Here is a 19,926-nt window from a genome sequence, read left to right on the forward strand (position 1 = left end):
TTAGCCAAAACGGAAACAATCACGCCCAATTGTTGCCATTTTTGCCTCGTACCATGTGAATCCAGCACAAATGGGTATCAAAACGCGGGGCAACGCTATGACAGATACAGGTATTCAGGCACCCAAAGGGGCGCTTCTCGATGGACCGGGCGCGGCGAAGAAAGCCGAAGCACCCTTGATCGCCCAAGTGGCGCAGCAATTCGGGGTCAGCCCCCTGCGTCAGATGCGCGACATCTTTTCGATGCGGCGCGGGGCGCAGAAACTCAGCGGCCCGGAATACTATTCCCTGCGCCTCTTTGATCCGGACATCGCGCCGACGGCCAAACGCGCTTTTCTTGGGCAGGCGGGGATCAACGCGCTCAACACCTCCATGAACCCGCCGGTTGCCGTGCCCACACGGGCCTTTGTCGGCAACAAACTGCTCTACACGCAACTGCTGGCTCAATTGGGCATCGGCACATCTACGACACAGGCGCTGGTCAGCAAATTCCGTGACGCAGGCAAACTGCCGATCCTGCGGAGTGCTGACGATATTGCGACGTTCCTACGCGAAACGGCACAGTTTCCTCTATTCGGCAAACCCCACCATGGGTCTCTGTCCGAAGGGTCCGTGCGCATTGATGGCCGTGACGGCGACACGCTGCGGCTGGGCAATGGCCTGACACAGGACATCGCGGCCTTTGCCGAAGAGGTCATGGACCGCTATCCTGGTGGCTTCCTGATGCAAACCGCGCTCGATCCGCACCCCGACATGGCCGTCATCGCGGGGCCGTCCATCGGCTGTGTGCGCATTGTGACCGTGAATGACGGCGCCGGGCCGACGCCCGCCTACGCCGTCTGGAAACTGCCTGCACCTGCGGCGATGTCTGACAACTTCTGGCAAGACGGCAGCCTTTTGGCCCATATTGACCTGCACAGCGGCGAGATCCTCACATGTGTCCGTGGCACGGGGCTCAAGGCCGAACGCATGGCCGATCACCCCGTCTCCGGCGCGCCGATGGTCGGTGTGACACTGCCGTTCTGGGCCGAAACACTGAAAATCGCGCAGGACGCGCATGCCGTGTTCCCCGAATTTGGCGTCTGTGGTTTTGACATTGCGGTTACCGCGGACGGGCCCAAAGTGCTGGAATGCAACGACAACCCGTCGCACATGCTCTACCAGATTGCCTCCGGCACCGGGGTCACGCAGCCGGAATTGGCCCCCACTTGGGACGCCGTCGCGCAGCGCCAGAGCAAGCAGGTTGCCCGTCTGAACGCCGGAACCCGAAAAAAGCGCTGACCCGCTGAACAACATGACCAATTGATCTGTGACCCGCCTGACGCTAAGGGCGGGTCATGGATCATTTTCTCTACCGCGACGGCGCTCTCTATGCCGAAGATGTGCCCATCGCCGACATTGCGGCGACAGTTGGCACGCCCTTTTACGTCTATTCCACCGCGACCCTGTTGCGCCACTTCACCCTCTTTGACGAGGCGCTCGCCGGCATGGATCACCTTGTCTGCTACGCGATGAAGGCGGCGAGCAATCAGGCCATCCTCAAGACATTGGCGCAGGCAGGCGCTGGCATGGATGTGGTGTCGGGCGGCGAATACGCCCGTGCCAAGGCCGCAGGCGTGCCGGGTGACAGGATCGTGTTCTCTGGCGTGGGCAAGACGGCCGACGAAATCCGTATGGCGCTGACCGGCGGTATCCGCCAGTTCAACGTCGAATCCGAACCCGAGATGGAGGTCCTCAACCGTGTCGCGGGTGAGGTTGGCGTGCGCGCACCGATCACCATCCGTGTGAACCCCGATGTCGACGCCAAAACACACGCCAAGATCGCAACTGGCAAGTCCGAGAACAAATTCGGCATCCCCATCGCCCGCGCCCGCGAGGTCTATGCCCTTGCCGCGTCGCTGGGCAACCTCGACGTGATTGGCATCGACGTCCATATCGGCAGCCAGTTGACCGACCTCGCGCCGTTTGAACTGGCCTATCAAAAGGTGGCCGAGCTGACCGAACAATTGCGCGCTGACGGCCACACGATCAAGCGGCTGGACCTGGGCGGCGGGCTGGGCATCCCCTACGCCCGCTCGAACGAGGCGCCGCCGCTGCCCACGGACTATGGCAAGCTGGTTGAGCGTACTGTCGGCCACCTCGGCTGCGAGATCGAGATCGAGCCGGGCCGCCTGATCGCGGGCAACGCGGGACTGATGGTGTCCGAGGTGATCTATGTGAAATCCGGTGAAGGCCGCGATTTCCTGATCCTTGATGGCGCAATGAACGATTTGATCCGCCCCGCCATGTACGAGGCGCATCACGACATCATCCCCGTGATCGAACCCGCGCCAGGGGCAGAACAGGCACCCTATGACATCGTGGGGCCGGTCTGCGAATCCGGCGACACCTTTGCCAAGGGGCGGATGATGCCGCACCTCGCCGCGGGTGACCTCGTGGCGTTCCGGTCCGCCGGTGCATATGGCGCGGTCATGAGCAGCGAATACAACACGCGCCCCCTCATCCCCGAAGTTTTGGTCCACGGTGATCAATACGCGGTGATCCGCCCACGTCCGACCTTTGACGAAATGATAAATCGAGATACCATTCCCGAGTGGCTCTGACCCGTCAGGGCCTTTGACGGCTTTTGGCGCTATGGTGCGCCGCGCCACCGGCAAGGGACGCGACAGATGGCCAATTTTTCCCGACATGACGTGCGCCGTGGGCTGAACGCGGTCCGCTGGCCGCTGTTTTGGACCCGGATCGGGATGTTTGCCGAATCCTTGTGGCAGGCGACATGGCCGCTGGTGACGGTGGTTCTCGCCGTCTTTGCCGTGCTCATGCTCGGCCTGCAGGACCGCGTGGTGATCGAAATCGTTTGGGCTGGCGCCGTGGTGGCGGCTCTCGCGGCCGTGGCGTCGCTGATCTATGCCTTTGTACGCTTCCGGGTGCCGAGCCGGGCGGCGGCCCTTGCGCGTTTGGATGCGACATTGCCGGGCCGCCCGCTCCAGGCGCTACAAGACACACAGGCGATTGGCGGCACCGATGCGGCCTCGACCGCCGTGTGGCGCGCGCACCAATCACGCATGGCCGAACGGGCGTCACAGGCGCGCGCAGTGCCTGCCGACCTGCGCGTTTCGCGACGTGACCCCTATGCCCTGCGGTATGTGGCGGTTCTGATCTTTGCCGTGGCCCTGATTTTCGGCTCCATCTGGCGCGTGGGATCGGTGGCGACCATGGCACCCGGCGCGGCGGACGGTCTCGCCACCGGCCCGGTCTGGGAAGGATGGGTCGAAAGCCCGCGCTACACGGGCCGCCCCACAATCTACCTCAACGACATCCCTGAGGGGCCGCTCAACATCCCCGCAGGCAGCCTGATCACCCTGCGTCTCTATGGCGAGATCGGCGCGTTGACCGTGGCGGAAACCGTGTCTGGCCGCGCAGGCGAAGTGCCCCCGGCCTCCGCCTCTGAACAGGACTTTACCGCGATCCAGTCCGGTGACATCGCCATCAACGGCCCCGGTGGGCGCACGTGGTCCATTGCAATCCTGCCCGACACCGCACCGACGGTGGCCATCCTGAACGAACCCGATGCGGATGCGCTGGGTGAAATGTCATTGCCGTTCCAGGCGTCTGATGACTACGGCGTCGAAGCGGGCGAGGCACGCATCGCCCTCGACCTCGGTGCCGTTGACCGCCGCCACGGCCTTGCCATCGCACCCGAAGACCGCCCCGCCCTGACCATCGCCCTGCCCATGCCCATCGCAGGCAGCCGCAGCCAGTTCGAAGAGACCTTGATCGAAGATTTCTCGGAACACCCATGGGCCAACCTGCCCGTGACCGTGGTGCTCAGTGTCCTCGACGCCGCTGAACAGCAGTCCGAAACCGAACCGCGCGCCATCACTCTGCCGGGGCGTCGCTTCTTTGATCCGCTGGCCGCCGCCGTCATCGAACAACGCCGCGATCTGCTTTGGTCGCGCGAAAATGCGACCCGCGTGGCCCAGATCTTGCGCGCCGTGGCGCACCGCCCCGATGACGTGTTCCGCACCGAGGTGGACCAGTTGCGCCTGCGCCGCGCGGTCAACCGCCTTGAAACGCTCGCCAGTTACGGGCTGACGGACGAACAACAAGAAGGGATTGCCCGCGATCTCTGGGACCTTGCCTTGGCTATCGAAGAGGGCGACCTGAGTAACGCGCTCGAACGTCTGCGCCGCGCCAAGGAACGGTTGAACCAGGCGATGCGCGACGGGGCCAGCCCCGCCGAGATCGAAGAGCTGATGCGCGAGCTGCGCCGGGCCACCGACGACTACATGCGGCAACTGTCCCGTCAGGCCGAACTTGACGCCGACGCGAACGAGGAAAACCGCCAGTCGGGCGACCAAAACCAGATGCAGATGACCCAGGACGATCTGCAACGCATGATGGACCGCATTCAGGAACTCATGGAACAGGGCCGCATGGCCGAGGCCGAACAGGCCCTGCAAGAGCTTCAGGAAATGCTCGAGAACATGCGCGTCACCCAGGGCGAAGGACAAGGCGGCCAGAGCCCCAGTGAGCAAGCCATGGAAGGGCTGGCCGATACGCTGCGCGAACAGCAGGGCCTGAGCGATCAGGCGTTCCGTGACCTTCAGGAACAGTTCAATCCCGATGCCCAGGCTGGTGAAAACCAGGGCAACGAGGGCCGCAATGGCGGGCAGGGCCGTGGCAACCAGCACAGCCAGGGTGGCGAGGGTCAGGGCGAACAAAGCGACGGCCAACAGGGCGGTGACGGCGACCAGCAATCCGATGGCGGGCAGGGCGAAGGGTCACTGGCCGACCGGCAACAGGCGCTCCGCGATGAGTTGCGCCGCCAACAAGGCAGCCTGCCCGGTGCCGGCACACCCGAAGGGGATGCGGCACGTGACGCGCTTGACCGTGCGGGCCGCGCCATGGACGGCGCCGAAGAGGCGCTGCGTCAGGACGACTTTGCCGAGGCCATCGACAACCAGAGCCAGGCCATGGAAGCCCTCCGCGAGGGGATGCGCGCCTTGGGCGAGGCAATGCAGCAAGAGGCACAGAACAGCCAGCAGGGCCAAGGCATGTCCGAAAGCGACCGGCGCGCGGATGCGCGTGACCCGCTGGGGCGTGATCCTGGCTCAAACGGGTCCGTCGGCACCGAAGAGGGGCTGCTGCAAGGCGAAGACGTCTACCGCCGCGCACGCGATCTGCTCGACGAAATCCGCCGCCGCTCGGGCGAGGGCGAACGCCCCGATGTCGAGTTGGACTACCTCAAACGTCTGCTGGACCGGTTCTGAACCGGTTCAGCCGTCGCCGGATGTCGCTGCCTGATCCAGCGATTGCAGCAGCGATGTGACCTGACCGTCCAGCCACGCCCGACCGCTGTCGACCTGCGCCACATAGGCGCTCAGATAGGGGTCAACCTGCGGAACGGCTTGCGCAATTTGCGGGGCAAACACGTAAACGGCACCCAGCACCAGCGCCAGCAAGATCACCAACAGGAACCCGCGGCGAAACCCTGACCGTTTGCGCGGCATGGCCTCCATCGTCGGTTCGGCCACATCAGTACCACCGCCGGATTGCCGGTCGCTGGTCGACCGCAGGGTCGAATTGATCTCTTCGATGTCGGGCAACAGATCGCGGCGCGATCCGATGGCCGCGGCGGTTGCCACCTCTTCGGACACCTGCGCCAGACCGGGATCCTCGCCGCGCATCCTCGCCATGCGCTCGCGCGCTTCACGGGCGCGGCGGTCGCCATCACTTTCGGCGGATTCGAGCCCCAGATCCGGCTGGCTTTCGAGGGTTTCAGCCGCCTGTGCACGGGCCTGCTGTTCGACCTCCGCCTCTTGACGCAGAATGTCCGCAACAGACGGGTCCAACTCACGGCGCTGTGGCTCGGCGGTCGGTACGCGCTCTTCGTCTTCAGTGGGGGTGTCGTCGGGCTCAGATAAGTCCTCGGGCAGGCCATCGGCGTCCAACTCTTCGGGCGCGTGGTCCGGATGGTGCTGAAACCACGTCTGCCCGCAGTTCGAACACTGCACGTCACGACCCTCGGTCGGGATCACATCATCCACAACCTCATATTGTGCGTCGCAATTGGGACAAATCAGCCGCATCAGTCGTCCTGCCTCTTTTTTGTGTGTTACCATATGTTGTAGCGATATGGCAGAAAAGTCATATCTTCATATGGCGCGGGCGGGCATACCGATTGAAACCTGCATGATGCTGAGGCACAACAGGTGCCAAGAGCGGGGGCAGGCGTGATCGAGCTTGAAAATGTGGCCTACAGTTACGGCGGGGGCGAGCTGTTGTCGGATATCTCCGTCAAGCTGGCGCCGGGATCGTTCCACTTTTTGACCGGCCCATCGGGCGCGGGCAAAACAACGCTGCTCAAGCTGTGCTACGGCGCGCTCTTGCCGACGGCGGGGCATGTGCGCTTGTTTGAAACGGATGTCCGGGCACTGGAACGCGATGACGTGGCGATGATCCGCCGCAAGATCGGCGTTGTGCATCAGGACGTGCAATTCCTCGATCACCTGCCCGTGGCCGACAACATCGCGCTGCCGCTCACCGTGTCGGGTCGCCACGCCGAGGCCGCAGGCCCCGATCTGGGCGAGTTGATGGCTTGGGTCGGCCTGACCAACCGCGCAGGCGCCGTGCCGCCCGAATTGTCAGGCGGCGAACGTCAACGCGCCGCGCTGGCGCGTGCTGTGATCATGTCGCCGGACGTGGTGCTGGCCGATGAACCCACAGGCAACGTCGATTGGGACATGTCACAACGGCTGCTGACCCTGCTGGTCGAACTGAACCGCATGGGCAAAACCGTGCTGATCGCCACCCACGATCTGTCGCTGATCCGCGCGGCCAAGGCGCAGGTGCAGGCCCGCGTGCTGCGCATCTCAAACCGTCGGGTGCAGCTCGCGGGGGCCGACCTGTGAGGTTTGACCTGCATACCCTGCGCGCACTCTTGCAAGGCGACCGGCAGGCCGACCGCGTTGTCCCGCCAACCGGCTTTACCGCGCAACTGACCCTATTTGCCTCGGGCGCTATGGCGTTTCTGGCCGTGTTCGCACTGGCCCTGTCACTGGCCAGCGGGCGGCTCGCGCAACGCTGGGGCGATGAACTGGCCCGCACGGCGACCATCCGCATCGTCGCCCCCGAAGACCAGCGCGCCATTCAGACCACAGCCGCGCTCGAGGTGCTGTCGACCACACCGGGCATCGCTTCGGCCCGTGCTTTGACAGACGAAGAACAACAGGCGCTTTTGGCACCGTGGTTCGGGCAGGACCTGCCGCTCGATGCACTGCCGGTGCCGCGCCTGATCGAGATCGTGGTAACACGCGACGGGTTCGACGCCACGGGCCTGCGTCTGCGCCTCGCCGCCGAAGTGCCGGGCGCAGTTCTCGATGATCACGGCAGGTGGCGCGCGCCTTTGGTGTCCGCCGCGCAGCGGTTGCGCATCCTCGGATGGGCTGCGGCCTTGCTGATCCTCGGCGCTGTGGCCGCGATGGTGACACTCGCCGCCAACGCAGCCCTCGCCGCCAACGCGCAGGTGGTCGCCGTGCTGCGCCTTGTTGGTGCAACTGATAGCTACATCGCCCAGGCCTTTGTGCGCCGCTTTACCCTGCGCGCACTGATCGGGTCGGGCGTCGGCGTCGTGATTGGCCTGCTCGCGGTCTGGCTGCTGCCCACGGGCGGCGACACACCGGGTTTCCTGACTGGCATCGGGTTTCAGGGCGCGGGCTGGCTGGTGCCGTTGCTCTTGCCGCTGATCTGCGCCGCCGTTGCCCTGATTGCCACCGCCTACGCCGCCAGCCGCGCCCTAAGGACCCTGACATGATCCAATACCTTCGGTCGCTTGTTTTTGTCGGCCATATCTATGTGATGATGCTGATCATTGGCGTGCTCTGGGCACCCTATGCCATCCTCAGCAAACATGGCGCGCGATCGGCCTGCAAAACCTACAGCCGCTATGTGTTCTGGTCGATGCGCTGGATGGTGGGGATCAAGGCCGAAGTCCGCGGCCCCGTGCCCGAAGGCGAGGTGCTGATCGCAGCCAAACACCAGTCGTTCCTCGACATTATGATGATCTTTACCGCGCTGCCATCCGCGAAATTCATTATGAAGCGCGAGATCCTCTGGACCCCGATCATCGGCCTTTATGCCAAACGTCTGGAATGTGTGCCGGTCGAACGCGGCAAGCGCGGCGCGGCCATTGGCAAGATGGTGGCCGATGTCGAGGCGGGTCGCGCCACGCCCGGTCAATTGATCATCTATTCCCAAGGCACCCGCGTGGCACCGGGGGTCAAAGCGCCTTACAAGGTCGGCACCGCCGTCCTCTATGAACAACTGGGCCAGCCCTGCGTGCCTGTGGCCACGAATGTCGGCATCTTTTGGCCGCGCAAGGGCATCATCCGCCGGCCCGGCACCGCGATTGTCGAATTTCTGCCCGCGATGCCCGAAGGGATGGAGCGCGACGCCTTCCTCGCCCATCTCGAGGACACGGTCGAGACCCGGTCCAATGCCCTGATGCGCGAAGGAGGGTTTGACCCCGATGCACTACGTTGACGACATCGCCGCGCTCGAGGCGCTCTATCCCGCACCCGTCGCGTCTTCGATCCGTAAGGTCGCTGACCATCTGACGCCGCTCTACCGGACGTGGATCGAGGGCGCGCGGTTCTGTGTGCTCAGCACCGTGGGCCCGGACGGGGTGCATGCCTCGCCCCGTGGCGATGACGGCCCGGTTGTGCGGATCGACAGCCCGCACATGCTGGTCATGCCCGACTGGCGCGGCAACAACCGGCTGGATTGTCTGCGCGATATCGTGGCGGACGGGCGCGCAGCGCTGCTGTTCATGGCGCGGGGGACGAACACGACCGTGCGCGTGAACGGTCAAGCGCGGTTGACGACGGATGACGACCTGCGCGCCAGCTTTGCAAAGGGTGACAAGCAGCCCGCAACCGTGATCCTGTTCGAGGTGCGCGAGGTCTATACCCAATGCGCCAAGGCGCTGATGCGGTCCGACCTCTGGGCGCGCGAAGACGGCGCGGACCTGCCCACCGTGGGCCAAATCCTGTCGGACATGTCGAACGGCGTGGATGGCGGGGCGGAGTATGACCGCAACTACCCCGAATACGCCAAGCCGCGCATGTGGTAATTTAACATAATCTGTCCCCGCGGGGACAGATTGCTGATTTGGGCGGTCGGGATCAGCTGTGGATCGGCCCCAGACCGCATGCCAGAGCGGCTTCGCGCACTGCTTCGGAATAGGTCGGGTGGGCGTGGCAGGTCAGTGCCAGATCCTCGGCCGAGGCACCAAATTCCATCGCGACACAGACCTCGTGGATCAGATCACCCGCCGCGGGGCCAATGATATGTGCGCCCAGAATACGGTCGGTTTCCGCGTCGGCCAGAATTTTGACAAAGCCGTCGGCGGCAAAGTTCGCCTTGGCCCGGCCATTGCCCATAAAGCTGAACTTGCCGACCTTGTAGGCGTGGCCCGCGTCCTTCAGCGTCTCTTCGGTGGCGCCGACATTGGCGACCTCGGGGTGGGTGTAGATCACGCCGGGGATCACGCCATAGTTCACGTGCCCGTGCTTGCCCGCGATGGTGTCGGCGACGGCCATGCCCTCGTCCTCGGCCTTGTGAGCCAGCATCGGCCCTTCGATCACATCACCGATAGCGTAGATGCCCGGCACATTGGTCTGCCAATGGGCGTCGACCGCGATCTGCCCGCGCTTGGTCATCTCGACCCCCAGCGCGTCCAGCCCCAGCCCGTCGGTAAACGGCTTGCGGCCCGTCGCAACCAACACCACGTCTGCGTCAACGGTGTGTTCGCTGTCATCCTTGCGCAGTTTGTAGGTGACCTTGGCCTTGGTCTTGGTCGCCTCGACCGATTGGACGGCGGCGCCCATGGTAAAGCCGAGGCCCTGCTTGGTCATGATTTTTTGGAACTGGCGCTGCACCTCGGCGTCCATGCCGGGGGTCACGGCGTCAAGGAATTCGATCACCTGCACCTCGGATCCCAGACGGCTGTAAACCGACCCAAGCTCCAGCCCGATCACGCCTGCGCCGATCACCACCATCTTCTTGGGGATCTTGCCCAGCTCCAGCGCGCCGGTCGAGCTGACCACGACCTTTTCGTCGATCTCGACACCGGGCAATGTCGCCACCTCGGAGCCGGAGGCCACGATGATGTTCTTGGCCTCGTGGACCTCGTCGCCCACCTTGACCTTGCCCGCCTCAGGGATTGAACCCCAGCCCTTGAGCCAGTCGACCGTGTTCTTTTTGAACAGGAATTCAACGCCCTTGGTGTTCTGACCGATGGTGTCGGTCTTGTAGGTCAGCATCTGTTTCCAGTCGACCGAAGGCGATTTGCCCTTGAGACCCATGGCGGCAAAGTTGTGCTCGGCCTCGTGCAGCATGTGGGAGGCGTGCAGCAGTGCCTTGGACGGGATGCAGCCCACGTTCAGGCAGGTGCCGCCCAGCGTCTCGCGCCCTTCGACACAGGCGGTTTTCAGGCCCAGCTGTGCGCAGCGGATGGCGCAGACATAGCCGCCGGGGCCGGAGCCGATGATGATCACGTCGTATGAGGCCATGGGTGTGGTCCTTTTTGTTGGTGTGGGGCGGGGGCGCTGCCCCCCGGCCTTTGGCCGTCCCCCGAGATATTTGGTGCGAAAGGAAGGTTAAAGAAGTGCGGTGATGAGCATTACGGTTGTGGCGGTAAAGCCTGTGTACCAGATCAGCGACCGCCAGGGGACGAGGCCGAAATAGTAGGCGGGGACATAGGCGACGCGTGCGGCGACGTAGATATAGGCGCAGGCGGCAGTGAGCGGGGTTGACTGGTCCGAGATCGCGATGACGGTGCTGGCGATGGCAAAGAGCGCCAGGCTTTCGAAATGGTTTTCCCAGGCGCGGATCAGGCGGGCGGTTTTAGGCGAGACCTGTTCTTTGATGTCACCGCCCAGGCGTGCGCTGTCTCTGGGCGACAAGGTTTTGCCTTGGGGCAATTCGATATTGGTGGGGATCGCCATAAGATAGAATTGTGCCGTTTGAAGGAGAGCGGCAAGGGTCAAGGCGGTGAGTTCCGGGGTCATGGTCTACTCGGTGTGATCAGGTTCATCGACGGGATGGTTGCCGTAGGAAAGAAGAGCGGTCTGCTTTGATTGATCTGCGATCTCCTGGGCTTTGTCTTGTTGTTCTTTTTCGATACCCAGAGCCGCCGTGATCCTGCCAAGTGTTTCCCAAGCTTGTGGGCCGTCTGCTAGCGTACTGGTGGCCCCGGCCAGCCCCGCCCCAACCAAAGCCAAAACGCCAAATGCCTGCCCCAAGGACATCGACCGTGTCACCAATTCGCGTTCAAAGGCTGTCAGGTGTTTGTGAAGCTTTGCTTTTTGCTTGTCCGGCAGATCGGTGGCGTCGACGGCGCGGCGCAAGTCGCCAAGCAGTGAGTGTATCTTGACCAGACCGGAGTTGGAGATCTCGACTTGCTCTGGCGCCGGAAGAGCGGCTGTACCGTTCCCTGTCGCACCCACTTTTGCGCCAAGCTTTTCCACAGCCAACTTGTTGTCTTGCCGTTGGATCAGTTTCTGAACGGTATCCCACTTGTTTGAGTAGCTAGATGATCCGGTCCAAACAGGGCGCTCAACGCTCAATCGCATCGACATCTCATCAAGGAAGTGCAGCAGCAGGTCGTTGTTGACATCTTTCTGACCAGCCGTGTGTCCCGCATTTGCGTTTTTGGCGACCAAGACTGCACGTTTCGCGACGATCAGCCAGACCTCCAAAGGGTTGTCCGGCAGATCGCCCAAGTCTTCAATGATCGACCCAAAGTCCATGTCAGCATGTTTTCTTGCGTTTTTTGATCATCGCGTCCTTACAAATCCATCAACAACCGCCGCGGATCCTCCAACGCTTCTTTCACCCGCACGAGGAATGTCACCGCACCTTTGCCGTCCACGATGCGGTGATCGTAGCTGAGCGCCAGATACATCATCGGACGGATCACCACCTGGCCACCGATGGCCATGGGGCGGTCCTGGATCTTGTGCATGCCGAGGATACCCGATTGCGGCGGGTTCAGGATGGGCGAGGACATGAGCGAGCCGTAGACGCCGCCGTTCGAGATCGTGAACGTACCACCCTGCATCTCGGCCATGGACAGCTTGCCGTCGCGCGCACGGGCGCCTTTCTCGGCGATAGCCTTCTCGATGGCGGCAAAGCTCATGGCGTCCGCATCGCGGATCACCGGCACCACGAGACCCGTGGGTGTACCCGCGGCAATGCCCATGTGGACAAAGTTCTTGTAGACGATGTCGGTGCCGTCAATCTCGGCATTCACCTCCGGCACTTCTTTCAGCGCGTGCACACAGGCCTTGGTAAAGAAGGACATGAAGCCCAGCTTGACCCCGTGCTTCTTCAGGAAAAGGTCCTTGTACTCGTTGCGCAGGGCCATCACCTCGGTCATGTCGACCTCGTTGTAGGTGGTGAGCATGGCGGCGGTGTTCTGGCTGTCCTTCAGACGCTTGGCGATGGTCTGGCGCAGGCGGGTCATCTTCACCCGCTCTTCGCGTGCCTCATCATTGGCGGCAACTGGGGCACGCGGGGCGGGCGCGCTCGCCGCAGGCGGCGGGGCCGAGCGTGCTGCTGCGACGGCCTTGGCCACGTCGTCTTTCATCACGCGACCATCGCGGCCCGATCCGGTCAGGGCGTCGCGGCTGATGCCCGCCTCGGCCATGGCCTTTTTCGCGGCGGGGGCGTCTTCGACATCTGCCTTGGACGCACTGGCTGCCGGGGCGGCGGAGGGTTCGGAAGAAGCAGCAGGAGCCGCGCCGGAGGACGAGATCACCGCCAGTTTGGCTGTTGCATCCACGGTCGTCCCCTCGGGGGCCGTGATCTCGGCCAGCACACCGGCGGCGGGGGCGGGCACTTCGACGCTGACTTTGTCGGTTTCCAACTCGCAGAGCATTTCGTCTTGCGCCACGCTGTCGCCCACGGCCTTGAACCATGTGCTGACCGTGGCTTCGGTCACGCTTTCGCCCAAGGTCGGCACCATGACATCGACGCTTTCGCCGCCTGCGGCGGGTGCTTCGGCGGCCGCAGGCGCGGGGGCGGGATCAGCCGCAGGCGCATCCGCACTTGCCCCCTCGGAGATCGTGGCCAGCAGCGCATCGACGCCAACCGTGTCACCTTCGGCGGCGACGATGTCGCCAAGTGTGCCAGCTACGGGGCTGGGCACTTCGACGGTGACCTTGTCGGTCTCCAGCTCGCAGAGCATTTCATCAACCGCCACGCTGTCGCCGGGTTTCTTGAACCAGGTGGCGACGGTGGCTTCGGTGACGCTTTCGCCCAGGGTGGGCACGCGGACTTCGGTGGTCATGGTCTTATCCTTTGATGGTCAGCGCTTCGTCGACGAGAGCGGCTTGTTGTGCTTTGTGCTGGCTGGCGAGGCCCGTGGCGGGCGAGGCCGAAGTGGCGCGGCCCACGTAAACCGGGCGCTGGTGCTTGGCCTTGATCCGGGTCAGCACCCATTCGATGTTGGGCTCGATGAAGGTCCAGCCGCCCTGGTTCTTGGGCTCTTCCTGACACCAGACCATTTCGGCGCCCTTGAACCGCTCCAGTTCCTTGACCAGGCTGATCGCCGGGAACGGATAGAACTGTTCGATCCGCATCAGATAGACATCGTCGATCCCGCGGGCATCGCGTTCCTCGAGCAGGTCATAATAGACCTTGCCCGAACACATCACGACACGCTTGATCTTGTCATCGGCGGCCAATGTGGTGTCCGAATTGCCCAGTTGTGCGTCATCCCAGAGCACGCGGTGGAAGCTGGATCCGGTCGTGAACTCCTCGGCCTTGGACACGGCCAGTTTATGACGCAACAGCGATTTGGGCGTCATCAGGATCAGCGGCTTGCGGAAATCGCGGTGGATCTGGCGGCGCAGGATGTGGAAATAGTTCGCAGGCGTCGTGCAGTTGGCCACGATCCAGTTGTCCTGGCCGCACATCTGCAGGAACCGTTCCAGCCGGGCCGACGAGTGTTCAGGGCCTTGGCCCTCGAACCCGTGGGGCAGCAGCACCACGAGGCCGGACATCCGCAGCCATTTGCTTTCGCCCGAGGAGATGAACTGGTCGAACATGATCTGCGCGCCGTTGGCAAAGTCGCCGAACTGTGCTTCCCAGAGGGTCAGGGCGTTGGGCTCGGCCAGCGAATAGCCGTACTCGAATCCCAGCACCGCATATTCAGACAGCATCGAGTCGATGACTTCGTATTGCGCCTGGCCCGCGCGGATCGCGTTCAGGGGATAGTACCGTTCTTCGGTGTCCTGATTGATCAGGCCGGAATGCCGCTGGCTGAATGTGCCGCGCGTGCTGTCCTGCCCGGCAAGCCGGACGGGGAACCCTTCGGTCAGCAGCGAGCCAAAGGCGATGGCCTCGCCGGTGGCCCAATCAAAGCCCTCGCCGCTCTCGAACATCGCCTTTTTGGCATCGAGCAACCGGCCCACCGTCTTGTGCATCGGGAACCCGTCGGGGGCGGTGGACAGCGCGCGGCCCACATCGGCCAGCGTTTCGGGCGCGATGGCCGTCTTGCCGCGCTGGTAGTCGTCCTTGTTCTTGTCCAGATGCGACCACTTGCCGTCCAGCCAGTCGGCCTTGTTCGGTTTGTAGTCCTTGCCGGCCTCGAATTCGTCATTCATGCGGGCCTGGAACGCGGCCTTCATGTCCTCGATCTCGCCCTCCGGGATCAGCCCGTCACGGACCAGACGCTCGGTATAGAGTGTGAGCGTCGTCTTTTGCTTTTTGATCTTTTTGTACATCACCGGGTTGGTGAACATGGGTTCGTCGCCCTCGTTGTGCCCGAACCGGCGGTAGCAGAAGATGTCGATCACGACGTCCTTGCCGAACTTTTGACGGAACTCGGTTGCGACCTTGGCGGCGTGCACCACGGCCTCCGGGTCATCGCCGTTCACGTGGAAGATCGGCGCCTCGACCACCAGCGCGTTGTCGGTGGGATAGGGCGAGGAGCGCGAGAAATGCGGCGCAGTCGTAAACCCGATCTGGTTGTTGACAACGATGTGCATGGTGCCACCCGCCTTGTGACCGCGCAGGCCCGACAGTGCGAAACACTCGGCCACGACGCCTTGCCCGGCAAAGGCCGCATCGCCGTGCAACAGGATCGGCATCACCGACGTGCGGCTGTCGTCCTTGTATTGATCCTGTTTGGCGCGGGCCTTGCCCAGAACAACGGGGTTTACCGCCTCGAGGTGCGACGGGTTCGCGGTCAGCGACAGGTGCACCTCGTTGCCGTCAAATTCGCGGTCGGACGACGCGCCGAGGTGGTATTTCACATCCCCCGAACCGTCCACATCTTCGGGCTTGAACGACCCACCCTGAAATTCGTTGAAGATCGCCTTGTAGGGTTTCTGCATCACGTTGGCGAGCACCGACAGACGGCCCCGGTGGGGCATGCCGATGACGATGTCCCGCACCCCCAGCGCGCCGCCGCGTTTGATGATCTGTTCCATCGCTGGGATCAGGCTTTCGCCGCCATCGAGGCCAAACCGTTTGGTGCCCATGTATTTGACGTGCAGGAATTTTTCGAACCCTTCGGCCTCGACCATCTTGTTCAGAATGGCGCGGCGTCCCTCGCGGGAGAACTGGACCTCTTTGCCCAGCCCTTCGATCCGCTCCTTGAGCCACCCGGCCTGTTCGGGGTCGGAAATGTGCATGTATTGCAGGGCGAATGTACCGCAATAGGTGCGTTTTACGATGGCCAGAATCTCGCGCATGGACGCAACGTCGAGGCCCAGAACCTTGTCGATAAAGATCGGGCGATCCATGTCGGCCTCGGTGAAGCCGTAGGATTTCGGATCCAGTTCCGGGTGCGGGGTCTGGTCGCGCATGCCCAGCGGGTCGAGGTCGGCCACAAGGTGCCCCCGGATCCGGTAGGCCCGGATGATCATCAGCGCGCGGATACTGTCGAGCACGGCGCGTTTGATCTGGTCATCGCTGACCGCGACGCCCTTTTCGGCGGCCTTGGCCTTGATCTTGTCACCGGCCCCTTTGACCTCAGGCTCTGGCGCCCATTCGCCGGTGAGGGCGGCGGTCAGATCGTCACCGGGCTGCGGCGGCCAATCGGCACGCGCCCAGCTTGGCCCCTCGGCCTCGCGTTTGACGCTGACCTCATCGTCGCCCATCGCCTTGAAGAACGCCTGCCAGCTTTCGTCGACCGCCGTGGGGTCGTTGGCATAGCGGGCGTACATCTGTTCGAGATACTCCGCATTGTGCCCCTGCATGAAGGACGAGGCATGGAACTGGTCGTTGGGGGATTGGTCGGTCATTGGAGTTACCTTACCGGTTTAGTGACAAAGCTGACTGTCAAAGTTGGATGCAAAGGACTGGGGAGGTCTGGGAGCGCGTCGCGCTTCACAAGCATAATTGAAACATCTGTACGGTAGTTTCGTCCATCAGCACTTGTGCTTTGGACGGAGGACTGACCGCGAAGCCCGTAACCCCAGCCGTTAACACGATCAGCCTGTTTCAAGGAGGTCAAAAAAACTTCACTTTGTTCGGATGGGACGGTCATCAGAAAACAGGTCGGGGCATCTGTTAGCCGCTGTGGGCCGAGAGCTAGAAGAGTGTCACTTTTGCGCGCCACAGAAACGGCTGATGCAAAAAATGACGGCATGAGATCTCGTGACCACGCTCGCGTATTTTCCCACGCAGCGATAGAATTTTCCTTTGGTGGATTGGCTACGGCCAGAGAGTCTCCGTACGTTGCCGCCAGTGCAGTGCTTGGCAGTATGAGGTGCCAACCTTTGCCATGGAGAATGTCCAGACGATGAACATGGTCTCCGACGGAAGAACAGGCTTTCATGGCTTCATTGAAAGTTCCATTCGCGAAAAGCGGAGAACCAATAGATGCGACACAGCAGAGGAGGATGACGGCCCGGCGGCACAGCCGGGCATCCCCCGACCGCCCCCCCGGGCGGGGGATATTCCCCCACCCGCGGTCGGGGGATGCCCTCAGTTTTGAAGCCCAGCGTCGCAGCATAATCAGCCTTTGATCGCCTCCATTACCGCCTCACCCAGCGTCGCGGGGCTGTCGGCCACCACGATGCCCGCGGACCGCATGGCTTCGATCTTGTCCTCGGCACCACCTTTGCCACCGGCGACAATCGCGCCCGCGTGGCCCATACGGCGGCCCGGAGGGGCTGTGCGGCCTGCGATGAAACCGGCGGTGGGTTTCCAGCGGCCTGCTTTTTTCTCATCCGCGAGGAACTGGGCGGCGTCCTCTTCGGCGCTGCCGCCGATTTCGCCGATCATGATGATGCTTGTGGTCTCTGGATCGGCCAGGAACATCTCGAGCACATCGATATGTTCGGTTCCTTTGATCGGGTCGCCACCGATGCCAACTGCAGAGGACTGGCCGATGCCCAGATCAGTTGTCTGCTTGACGGCCTCATAGGTCAGCGTGCCTGAGCGGGACACAACCCCGCAGGAGCCGCGCTTGTGAATGTGGCCGGGCATGATGCCGATCTTGCAGGCGTCCGGGGTGATAACGCCGGGGCAGTTGGGGCCGATCAGGCGGGATTTCGACCCTTCCAGCGCGCGCTGCACCTTCATCATGTCGAGCACCGGGATGCCTTCGGTGATGCAGACGATCAGGGGCATTTCGGCGTCGATTGCCTCGAGGATCGAGTCGGCTGCGAAGGGGGGCGGGACGTAGATGACGCTCGCGTTTGCGTCCGTCACATCCATCGCCTCGTGGACCGAGTTGAAGACGGGCAGGTCGAGATGGGTCATCCCGCCTTTGCCGGGGGTGACGCCGCCCACCATTTTGGTGCCGTAGTCGATGGCCTGTTCGGTGTGGAACGTGCCCTGCGAACCGGTCAGGCCCTGGCAGATCACGCGGGTGTTTTCGTCAATAAGTACGGCCATTTGGGGCGTCTCCTTGGAGGGTATTTGAATGGGGATGTGTCATTGGGCCACCGGCTTGCGCAGCAGCGCCTTGATGTTGTCGTCGATGGGTAGGCCCACGCGGTTGACCAGTTCAACCGTGAAACCCGCGCGTGCAGCAGCGTCGCGCAGGGTGGGCAGCGTAAAGTAGGTGACGTGGTCGGGATAGCGGAAGCCGCACCAGTTTGCGCCCACGACGCGGCGGTTTACCGATCCGAAATTGGGCACGCGCACATAGGCGGCCCCGCCGGGTTTCAGCGCGCGGAACACGCCGCGCAGCACGCCCATCAGGTCAACCTCGTGTTCGAGATAGCTGTGCATGACCACGCCGTCGAACATCTCGGCGTCGAAATCCCAGATTGCCTCGGCACCCGCGCCATGCACGCAGTAGCCGCCACGCGCGCGCATCCAATCGTCCGCATAGGCGTGCAGCGCCTTGCTGAGCTCGATCCCGTAGGGCGTAATGGGGGCAGGCACGTTCATCAGGTTGCCGCAACCGATGTCGAGCACATGGCCGCCGTTGAACCAGGTGTTCATTCGGTGTTGTTTGGATTTGTGCGTCAGCTTGAGCGACTTACGCAGGGATCGGATGGCCGGGCTGAGGGATGTGGAGCCTTTGGTGGCGTCCTTTTTCTCCTCGTAGGTTTTTTCCCAGGCGAAGTCTTCCTCGAGCGCGACGTAGTCGACGGGATTGCGCAAATAGGTCAGGTCGCAGGTGCCACAGCGTGCCACGATCCACGGGTCGCGCGAATAGGCGGGCCAGGGTGTCGCGTCGGTGCCGGTGCAGCTGGGGCAGGGGCGCAGGTCGTTCATTCGGGCAGCCCCATGCCAGCGGGCAGGCGATCCACCCCGATGAATGTCTGGGTGCCACGGGTGCCGATATGCACAACCGCCACGCGACCGCGCAGCAGTTCGCGCCCTTCGATATAGGCGGTGCCTGCCTCGGGCGCATATGGCGCGGGCAAGGGGATCGGAGTGCCAAAGACGGGCGGTGTCGCCATCTTGGCCTGTACGGCGCGCAAGGCGGCGGGCATATCACCGTCGAACTGGACCTCGCACCGGCGTTCGGCATGGGCGGGCGCGGTTGGGGCGGGTTCCAGCGAGGTGTCCCAAAAGGTCAGGGCAAAGGGCAGCGGCACGCCTGCGACCGATTGCATGTTCGCGCGCGCCTGTTCGGCGGTCTGCCCGGCCTTGAAACAATAGGTCGTAAACGCTGTCACGGCGGGGTGCGCCCCACCGGCAGCGGCGTTGCCCGCCAGCGCGCAGGCCAAAGCGGCCCATGCCATATGCCGGACGCCTAGCGCCATGTGATCCAGACCCCGGTGAGTTCCTGACCCAACGCGTTGATCCGTGTCGAGGTCTTGAGCTGTGTCCCCGCAGGGGCACCCGAGATGGCCCAGGCCTGTTGTGCAGTGCCCGAGGCCGCGACGGGTGACAGGGCATATCCCGCGTTGGTCACCGTGTCGACGAGCGTTTGGGCAACAGTGGCCGCATCCTGACGGCGCACCGAAACAGCGCATTGATGGATGTTTGAGCGGCCTGCGCCCAGCGACAGGTTCATGTAGATGTCGCCGCGCCGTTGGCCGGTGATGTAGTAGTTGGAGGCCGCGCGGCTGGGGCGGACGCCAAAATCACGCAGGCTGACCTGATCAAAACGGTCCTTGATCCCAGCCATTGTGGGCAGGGAGGCCACGCACACATCCGCGAATGCCTGCGCGGCGAGGGCGATGTTTCCGGACGGAGCCGCGCGGTTTGGAACGGGTTGTGCAACGGGTGTCGCGGCGACGCCCCCATTCACGGTGGCGCGGATCTGGGACGTGGGGATGTCGGAGGCGCGCGTCGGGCGAGGCGTATTCGCTTCGCGTTCGTCAAGCCAAACGGCGGTTGCTGCGAGCCCGATGGGGGGCAGCGTCATCGCATGATCATCCTGGATCGCCGGATCGGCACAGGCCGCCAGCGCAAAGGGGAGAAGGAGGAAAAAGCGGGTCCGCATG

General features: G+C 63.2%; 17 protein-coding genes. 7 read left to right on the plus strand and 10 right to left on the minus strand.

Features of this window, described 5'->3' with window-relative positions:
• Nucleotides 1-97 precede the first annotated feature (97 nt).
• From Q0936_RS03710 to Q0936_RS03720, 3 genes are all read left to right on the plus strand, one after another.
• Complete coding sequence (locus Q0936_RS03710; protein WP_299377876.1) at nt 98-1,279, plus strand: sugar-transfer associated ATP-grasp domain-containing protein; 1,182 nt, start codon at nt 98-100, stop codon at nt 1,277-1,279.
• Nucleotides 1,280-1,335: 56 nt separating this feature from the next.
• Complete coding sequence (lysA, locus tag Q0936_RS03715; RefSeq protein WP_299138155.1) at nt 1,336-2,601, plus strand: diaminopimelate decarboxylase; 1,266 nt, start codon at nt 1,336-1,338, stop codon at nt 2,599-2,601.
• Nucleotides 2,602-2,667: 66 nt separating this feature from the next.
• Nucleotides 2,668-5,271, plus strand: a complete 2,604-nt coding sequence (locus Q0936_RS03720; protein ID WP_299294555.1) for a TIGR02302 family protein — start codon at nt 2,668-2,670, stop codon at nt 5,269-5,271.
• 6 nt (nt 5,272-5,277) lie between these two features.
• Here Q0936_RS03720 and Q0936_RS03725 read toward each other — a convergent pair whose 3' ends face one another.
• Nucleotides 5,278-6,090, minus strand: coding sequence for a zinc-ribbon domain-containing protein (locus tag Q0936_RS03725; RefSeq protein ID WP_299294557.1), 813 nt, complete (start codon nt 6,088-6,090; stop codon nt 5,278-5,280).
• A 144-nt stretch (nt 6,091-6,234) separates the two neighbouring features.
• Between Q0936_RS03725 and Q0936_RS03730 the strand changes: the two genes are divergently transcribed.
• The 4 genes from Q0936_RS03730 to Q0936_RS03745 are packed head-to-tail and all read left to right on the plus strand — an operon-like array spanning nt 6,235 to nt 9,131.
• Nucleotides 6,235-6,912 (plus strand): ATP-binding cassette domain-containing protein, encoded by a 678-nt coding sequence (locus Q0936_RS03730; RefSeq protein WP_299294559.1) that lies wholly within the window; start codon nt 6,235-6,237, stop codon nt 6,910-6,912.
• Nucleotides 6,909-7,814, plus strand: a complete 906-nt coding sequence (locus tag Q0936_RS03735; protein WP_299294561.1) for an FtsX-like permease family protein — start codon at nt 6,909-6,911, stop codon at nt 7,812-7,814. The genes Q0936_RS03730 and Q0936_RS03735 overlap by 4 nt, the downstream gene beginning before the upstream one ends.
• Nucleotides 7,811-8,542 (plus strand): lysophospholipid acyltransferase family protein, encoded by a 732-nt coding sequence (locus Q0936_RS03740; protein ID WP_299294564.1) that lies wholly within the window; start codon nt 7,811-7,813, stop codon nt 8,540-8,542. The genes Q0936_RS03735 and Q0936_RS03740 overlap by 4 nt, the downstream gene beginning before the upstream one ends.
• The gene (locus tag Q0936_RS03745) at nt 8,529-9,131 is read left to right on the plus strand and encodes a pyridoxamine 5'-phosphate oxidase family protein (RefSeq protein WP_299294566.1); all 603 of its coding nucleotides are present in this window, start codon (nt 8,529-8,531) and stop codon (nt 9,129-9,131) included. The genes Q0936_RS03740 and Q0936_RS03745 overlap by 14 nt, the downstream gene beginning before the upstream one ends.
• 52 nt (nt 9,132-9,183) lie before the next feature.
• Here the strand turns inward: Q0936_RS03745 and lpdA are convergent, their stop codons facing one another.
• From lpdA to Q0936_RS03790, 9 genes are all read right to left on the minus strand, one after another.
• On the minus strand, nt 9,184-10,572 hold the full coding sequence (gene lpdA, locus Q0936_RS03750; RefSeq protein WP_299294568.1) for a dihydrolipoyl dehydrogenase: 1,389 nt from the start codon (nt 10,570-10,572) through the stop codon (nt 9,184-9,186).
• 87 nt (nt 10,573-10,659) lie between these two features.
• Nucleotides 10,660-11,070: an MAPEG family protein gene (locus tag Q0936_RS03755; RefSeq protein ID WP_299294572.1), complete on the minus strand. Its 411-nt coding sequence runs from the start codon at nt 11,068-11,070 to the stop codon at nt 10,660-10,662.
• Nucleotides 11,071-11,073: 3 nt separating this feature from the next.
• Nucleotides 11,074-11,811 carry a hypothetical protein gene (locus Q0936_RS03760; RefSeq protein ID WP_299294574.1) on the minus strand — a complete coding sequence of 246 codons (738 nt, stop codon included), beginning with the start codon at nt 11,809-11,811 and terminating at the stop codon, nt 11,074-11,076.
• 38 nt (nt 11,812-11,849) lie between these two features.
• Nucleotides 11,850-13,352 carry a 2-oxoglutarate dehydrogenase complex dihydrolipoyllysine-residue succinyltransferase gene (gene odhB, locus Q0936_RS03765; protein ID WP_299294576.1) on the minus strand — a complete coding sequence of 501 codons (1,503 nt, stop codon included), beginning with the start codon at nt 13,350-13,352 and terminating at the stop codon, nt 11,850-11,852.
• 4 nt (nt 13,353-13,356) lie between these two features.
• A complete protein-coding gene (locus tag Q0936_RS03770) occupies nt 13,357-16,314 on the minus strand; it encodes a 2-oxoglutarate dehydrogenase E1 component (protein ID WP_299294577.1) in 2,958 nt (985 codons plus the stop codon).
• Between the two features lie 715 nt (nt 16,315-17,029).
• Complete coding sequence (sucD, locus tag Q0936_RS03775) at nt 17,030-17,914, minus strand: succinate--CoA ligase subunit alpha (RefSeq protein ID WP_299138120.1); 885 nt, start codon at nt 17,912-17,914, stop codon at nt 17,030-17,032.
• A 39-nt stretch (nt 17,915-17,953) separates the two neighbouring features.
• Complete coding sequence (locus Q0936_RS03780; RefSeq protein WP_299294578.1) at nt 17,954-18,745, minus strand: class I SAM-dependent methyltransferase; 792 nt, start codon at nt 18,743-18,745, stop codon at nt 17,954-17,956.
• Entirely contained in the window at nt 18,742-19,239 is a 498-nt protein-coding gene (locus Q0936_RS03785; RefSeq protein ID WP_299294580.1) for a hypothetical protein, read from the minus strand. The genes Q0936_RS03780 and Q0936_RS03785 overlap by 4 nt, the downstream gene beginning before the upstream one ends.
• A complete protein-coding gene (locus tag Q0936_RS03790) occupies nt 19,230-19,925 on the minus strand; it encodes a hypothetical protein (RefSeq protein ID WP_299294582.1) in 696 nt (231 codons plus the stop codon). The genes Q0936_RS03785 and Q0936_RS03790 overlap by 10 nt, the downstream gene beginning before the upstream one ends.
• Nucleotide 19,926: the final 1 nt, after the last annotated feature.

This window comes from uncultured Tateyamaria sp., assembly GCF_947488715.1.
Lineage (GTDB): Bacteria > Pseudomonadota > Alphaproteobacteria > Rhodobacterales > Rhodobacteraceae > Tateyamaria.

Coding starts and splice junctions, on each gene's coding strand:
- sucD (WP_299138120.1), bottom strand. CDS start 17,914: ATGGCCGTACTTATTGACGAAAACACCCGCGTGATCTGCCAGGGCCTG.
- Q0936_RS03770 (WP_299294577.1), bottom strand. CDS start 16,314: ATGACCGACCAATCCCCCAACGACCAGTTCCATGCCTCGTCCTTCATG.
- Q0936_RS03710 (WP_299377876.1), top strand. CDS start 98: ATGACAGATACAGGTATTCAGGCACCCAAAGGGGCGCTTCTCGATGGA.
- Q0936_RS03740 (WP_299294564.1), top strand. CDS start 7,811: ATGATCCAATACCTTCGGTCGCTTGTTTTTGTCGGCCATATCTATGTG.
- Q0936_RS03785 (WP_299294580.1), bottom strand. CDS start 19,239: ATGGCGCTAGGCGTCCGGCATATGGCATGGGCCGCTTTGGCCTGCGCG.
- Q0936_RS03760 (WP_299294574.1), bottom strand. CDS start 11,811: ATGGACTTTGGGTCGATCATTGAAGACTTGGGCGATCTGCCGGACAAC.
- Q0936_RS03720 (WP_299294555.1), top strand. CDS start 2,668: ATGGCCAATTTTTCCCGACATGACGTGCGCCGTGGGCTGAACGCGGTC.
- lpdA (WP_299294568.1), bottom strand. CDS start 10,572: ATGGCCTCATACGACGTGATCATCATCGGCTCCGGCCCCGGCGGCTAT.
- Q0936_RS03780 (WP_299294578.1), bottom strand. CDS start 18,745: ATGAACGACCTGCGCCCCTGCCCCAGCTGCACCGGCACCGACGCGACA.
- Q0936_RS03745 (WP_299294566.1), top strand. CDS start 8,529: ATGCACTACGTTGACGACATCGCCGCGCTCGAGGCGCTCTATCCCGCA.
- Q0936_RS03725 (WP_299294557.1), bottom strand. CDS start 6,090: ATGCGGCTGATTTGTCCCAATTGCGACGCACAATATGAGGTTGTGGAT.
- Q0936_RS03790 (WP_299294582.1), bottom strand. CDS start 19,925: ATGCGGACCCGCTTTTTCCTCCTTCTCCCCTTTGCGCTGGCGGCCTGT.
- lysA (WP_299138155.1), top strand. CDS start 1,336: ATGGATCATTTTCTCTACCGCGACGGCGCTCTCTATGCCGAAGATGTG.
- odhB (WP_299294576.1), bottom strand. CDS start 13,352: ATGACCACCGAAGTCCGCGTGCCCACCCTGGGCGAAAGCGTCACCGAA.
- Q0936_RS03755 (WP_299294572.1), bottom strand. CDS start 11,070: ATGACCCCGGAACTCACCGCCTTGACCCTTGCCGCTCTCCTTCAAACG.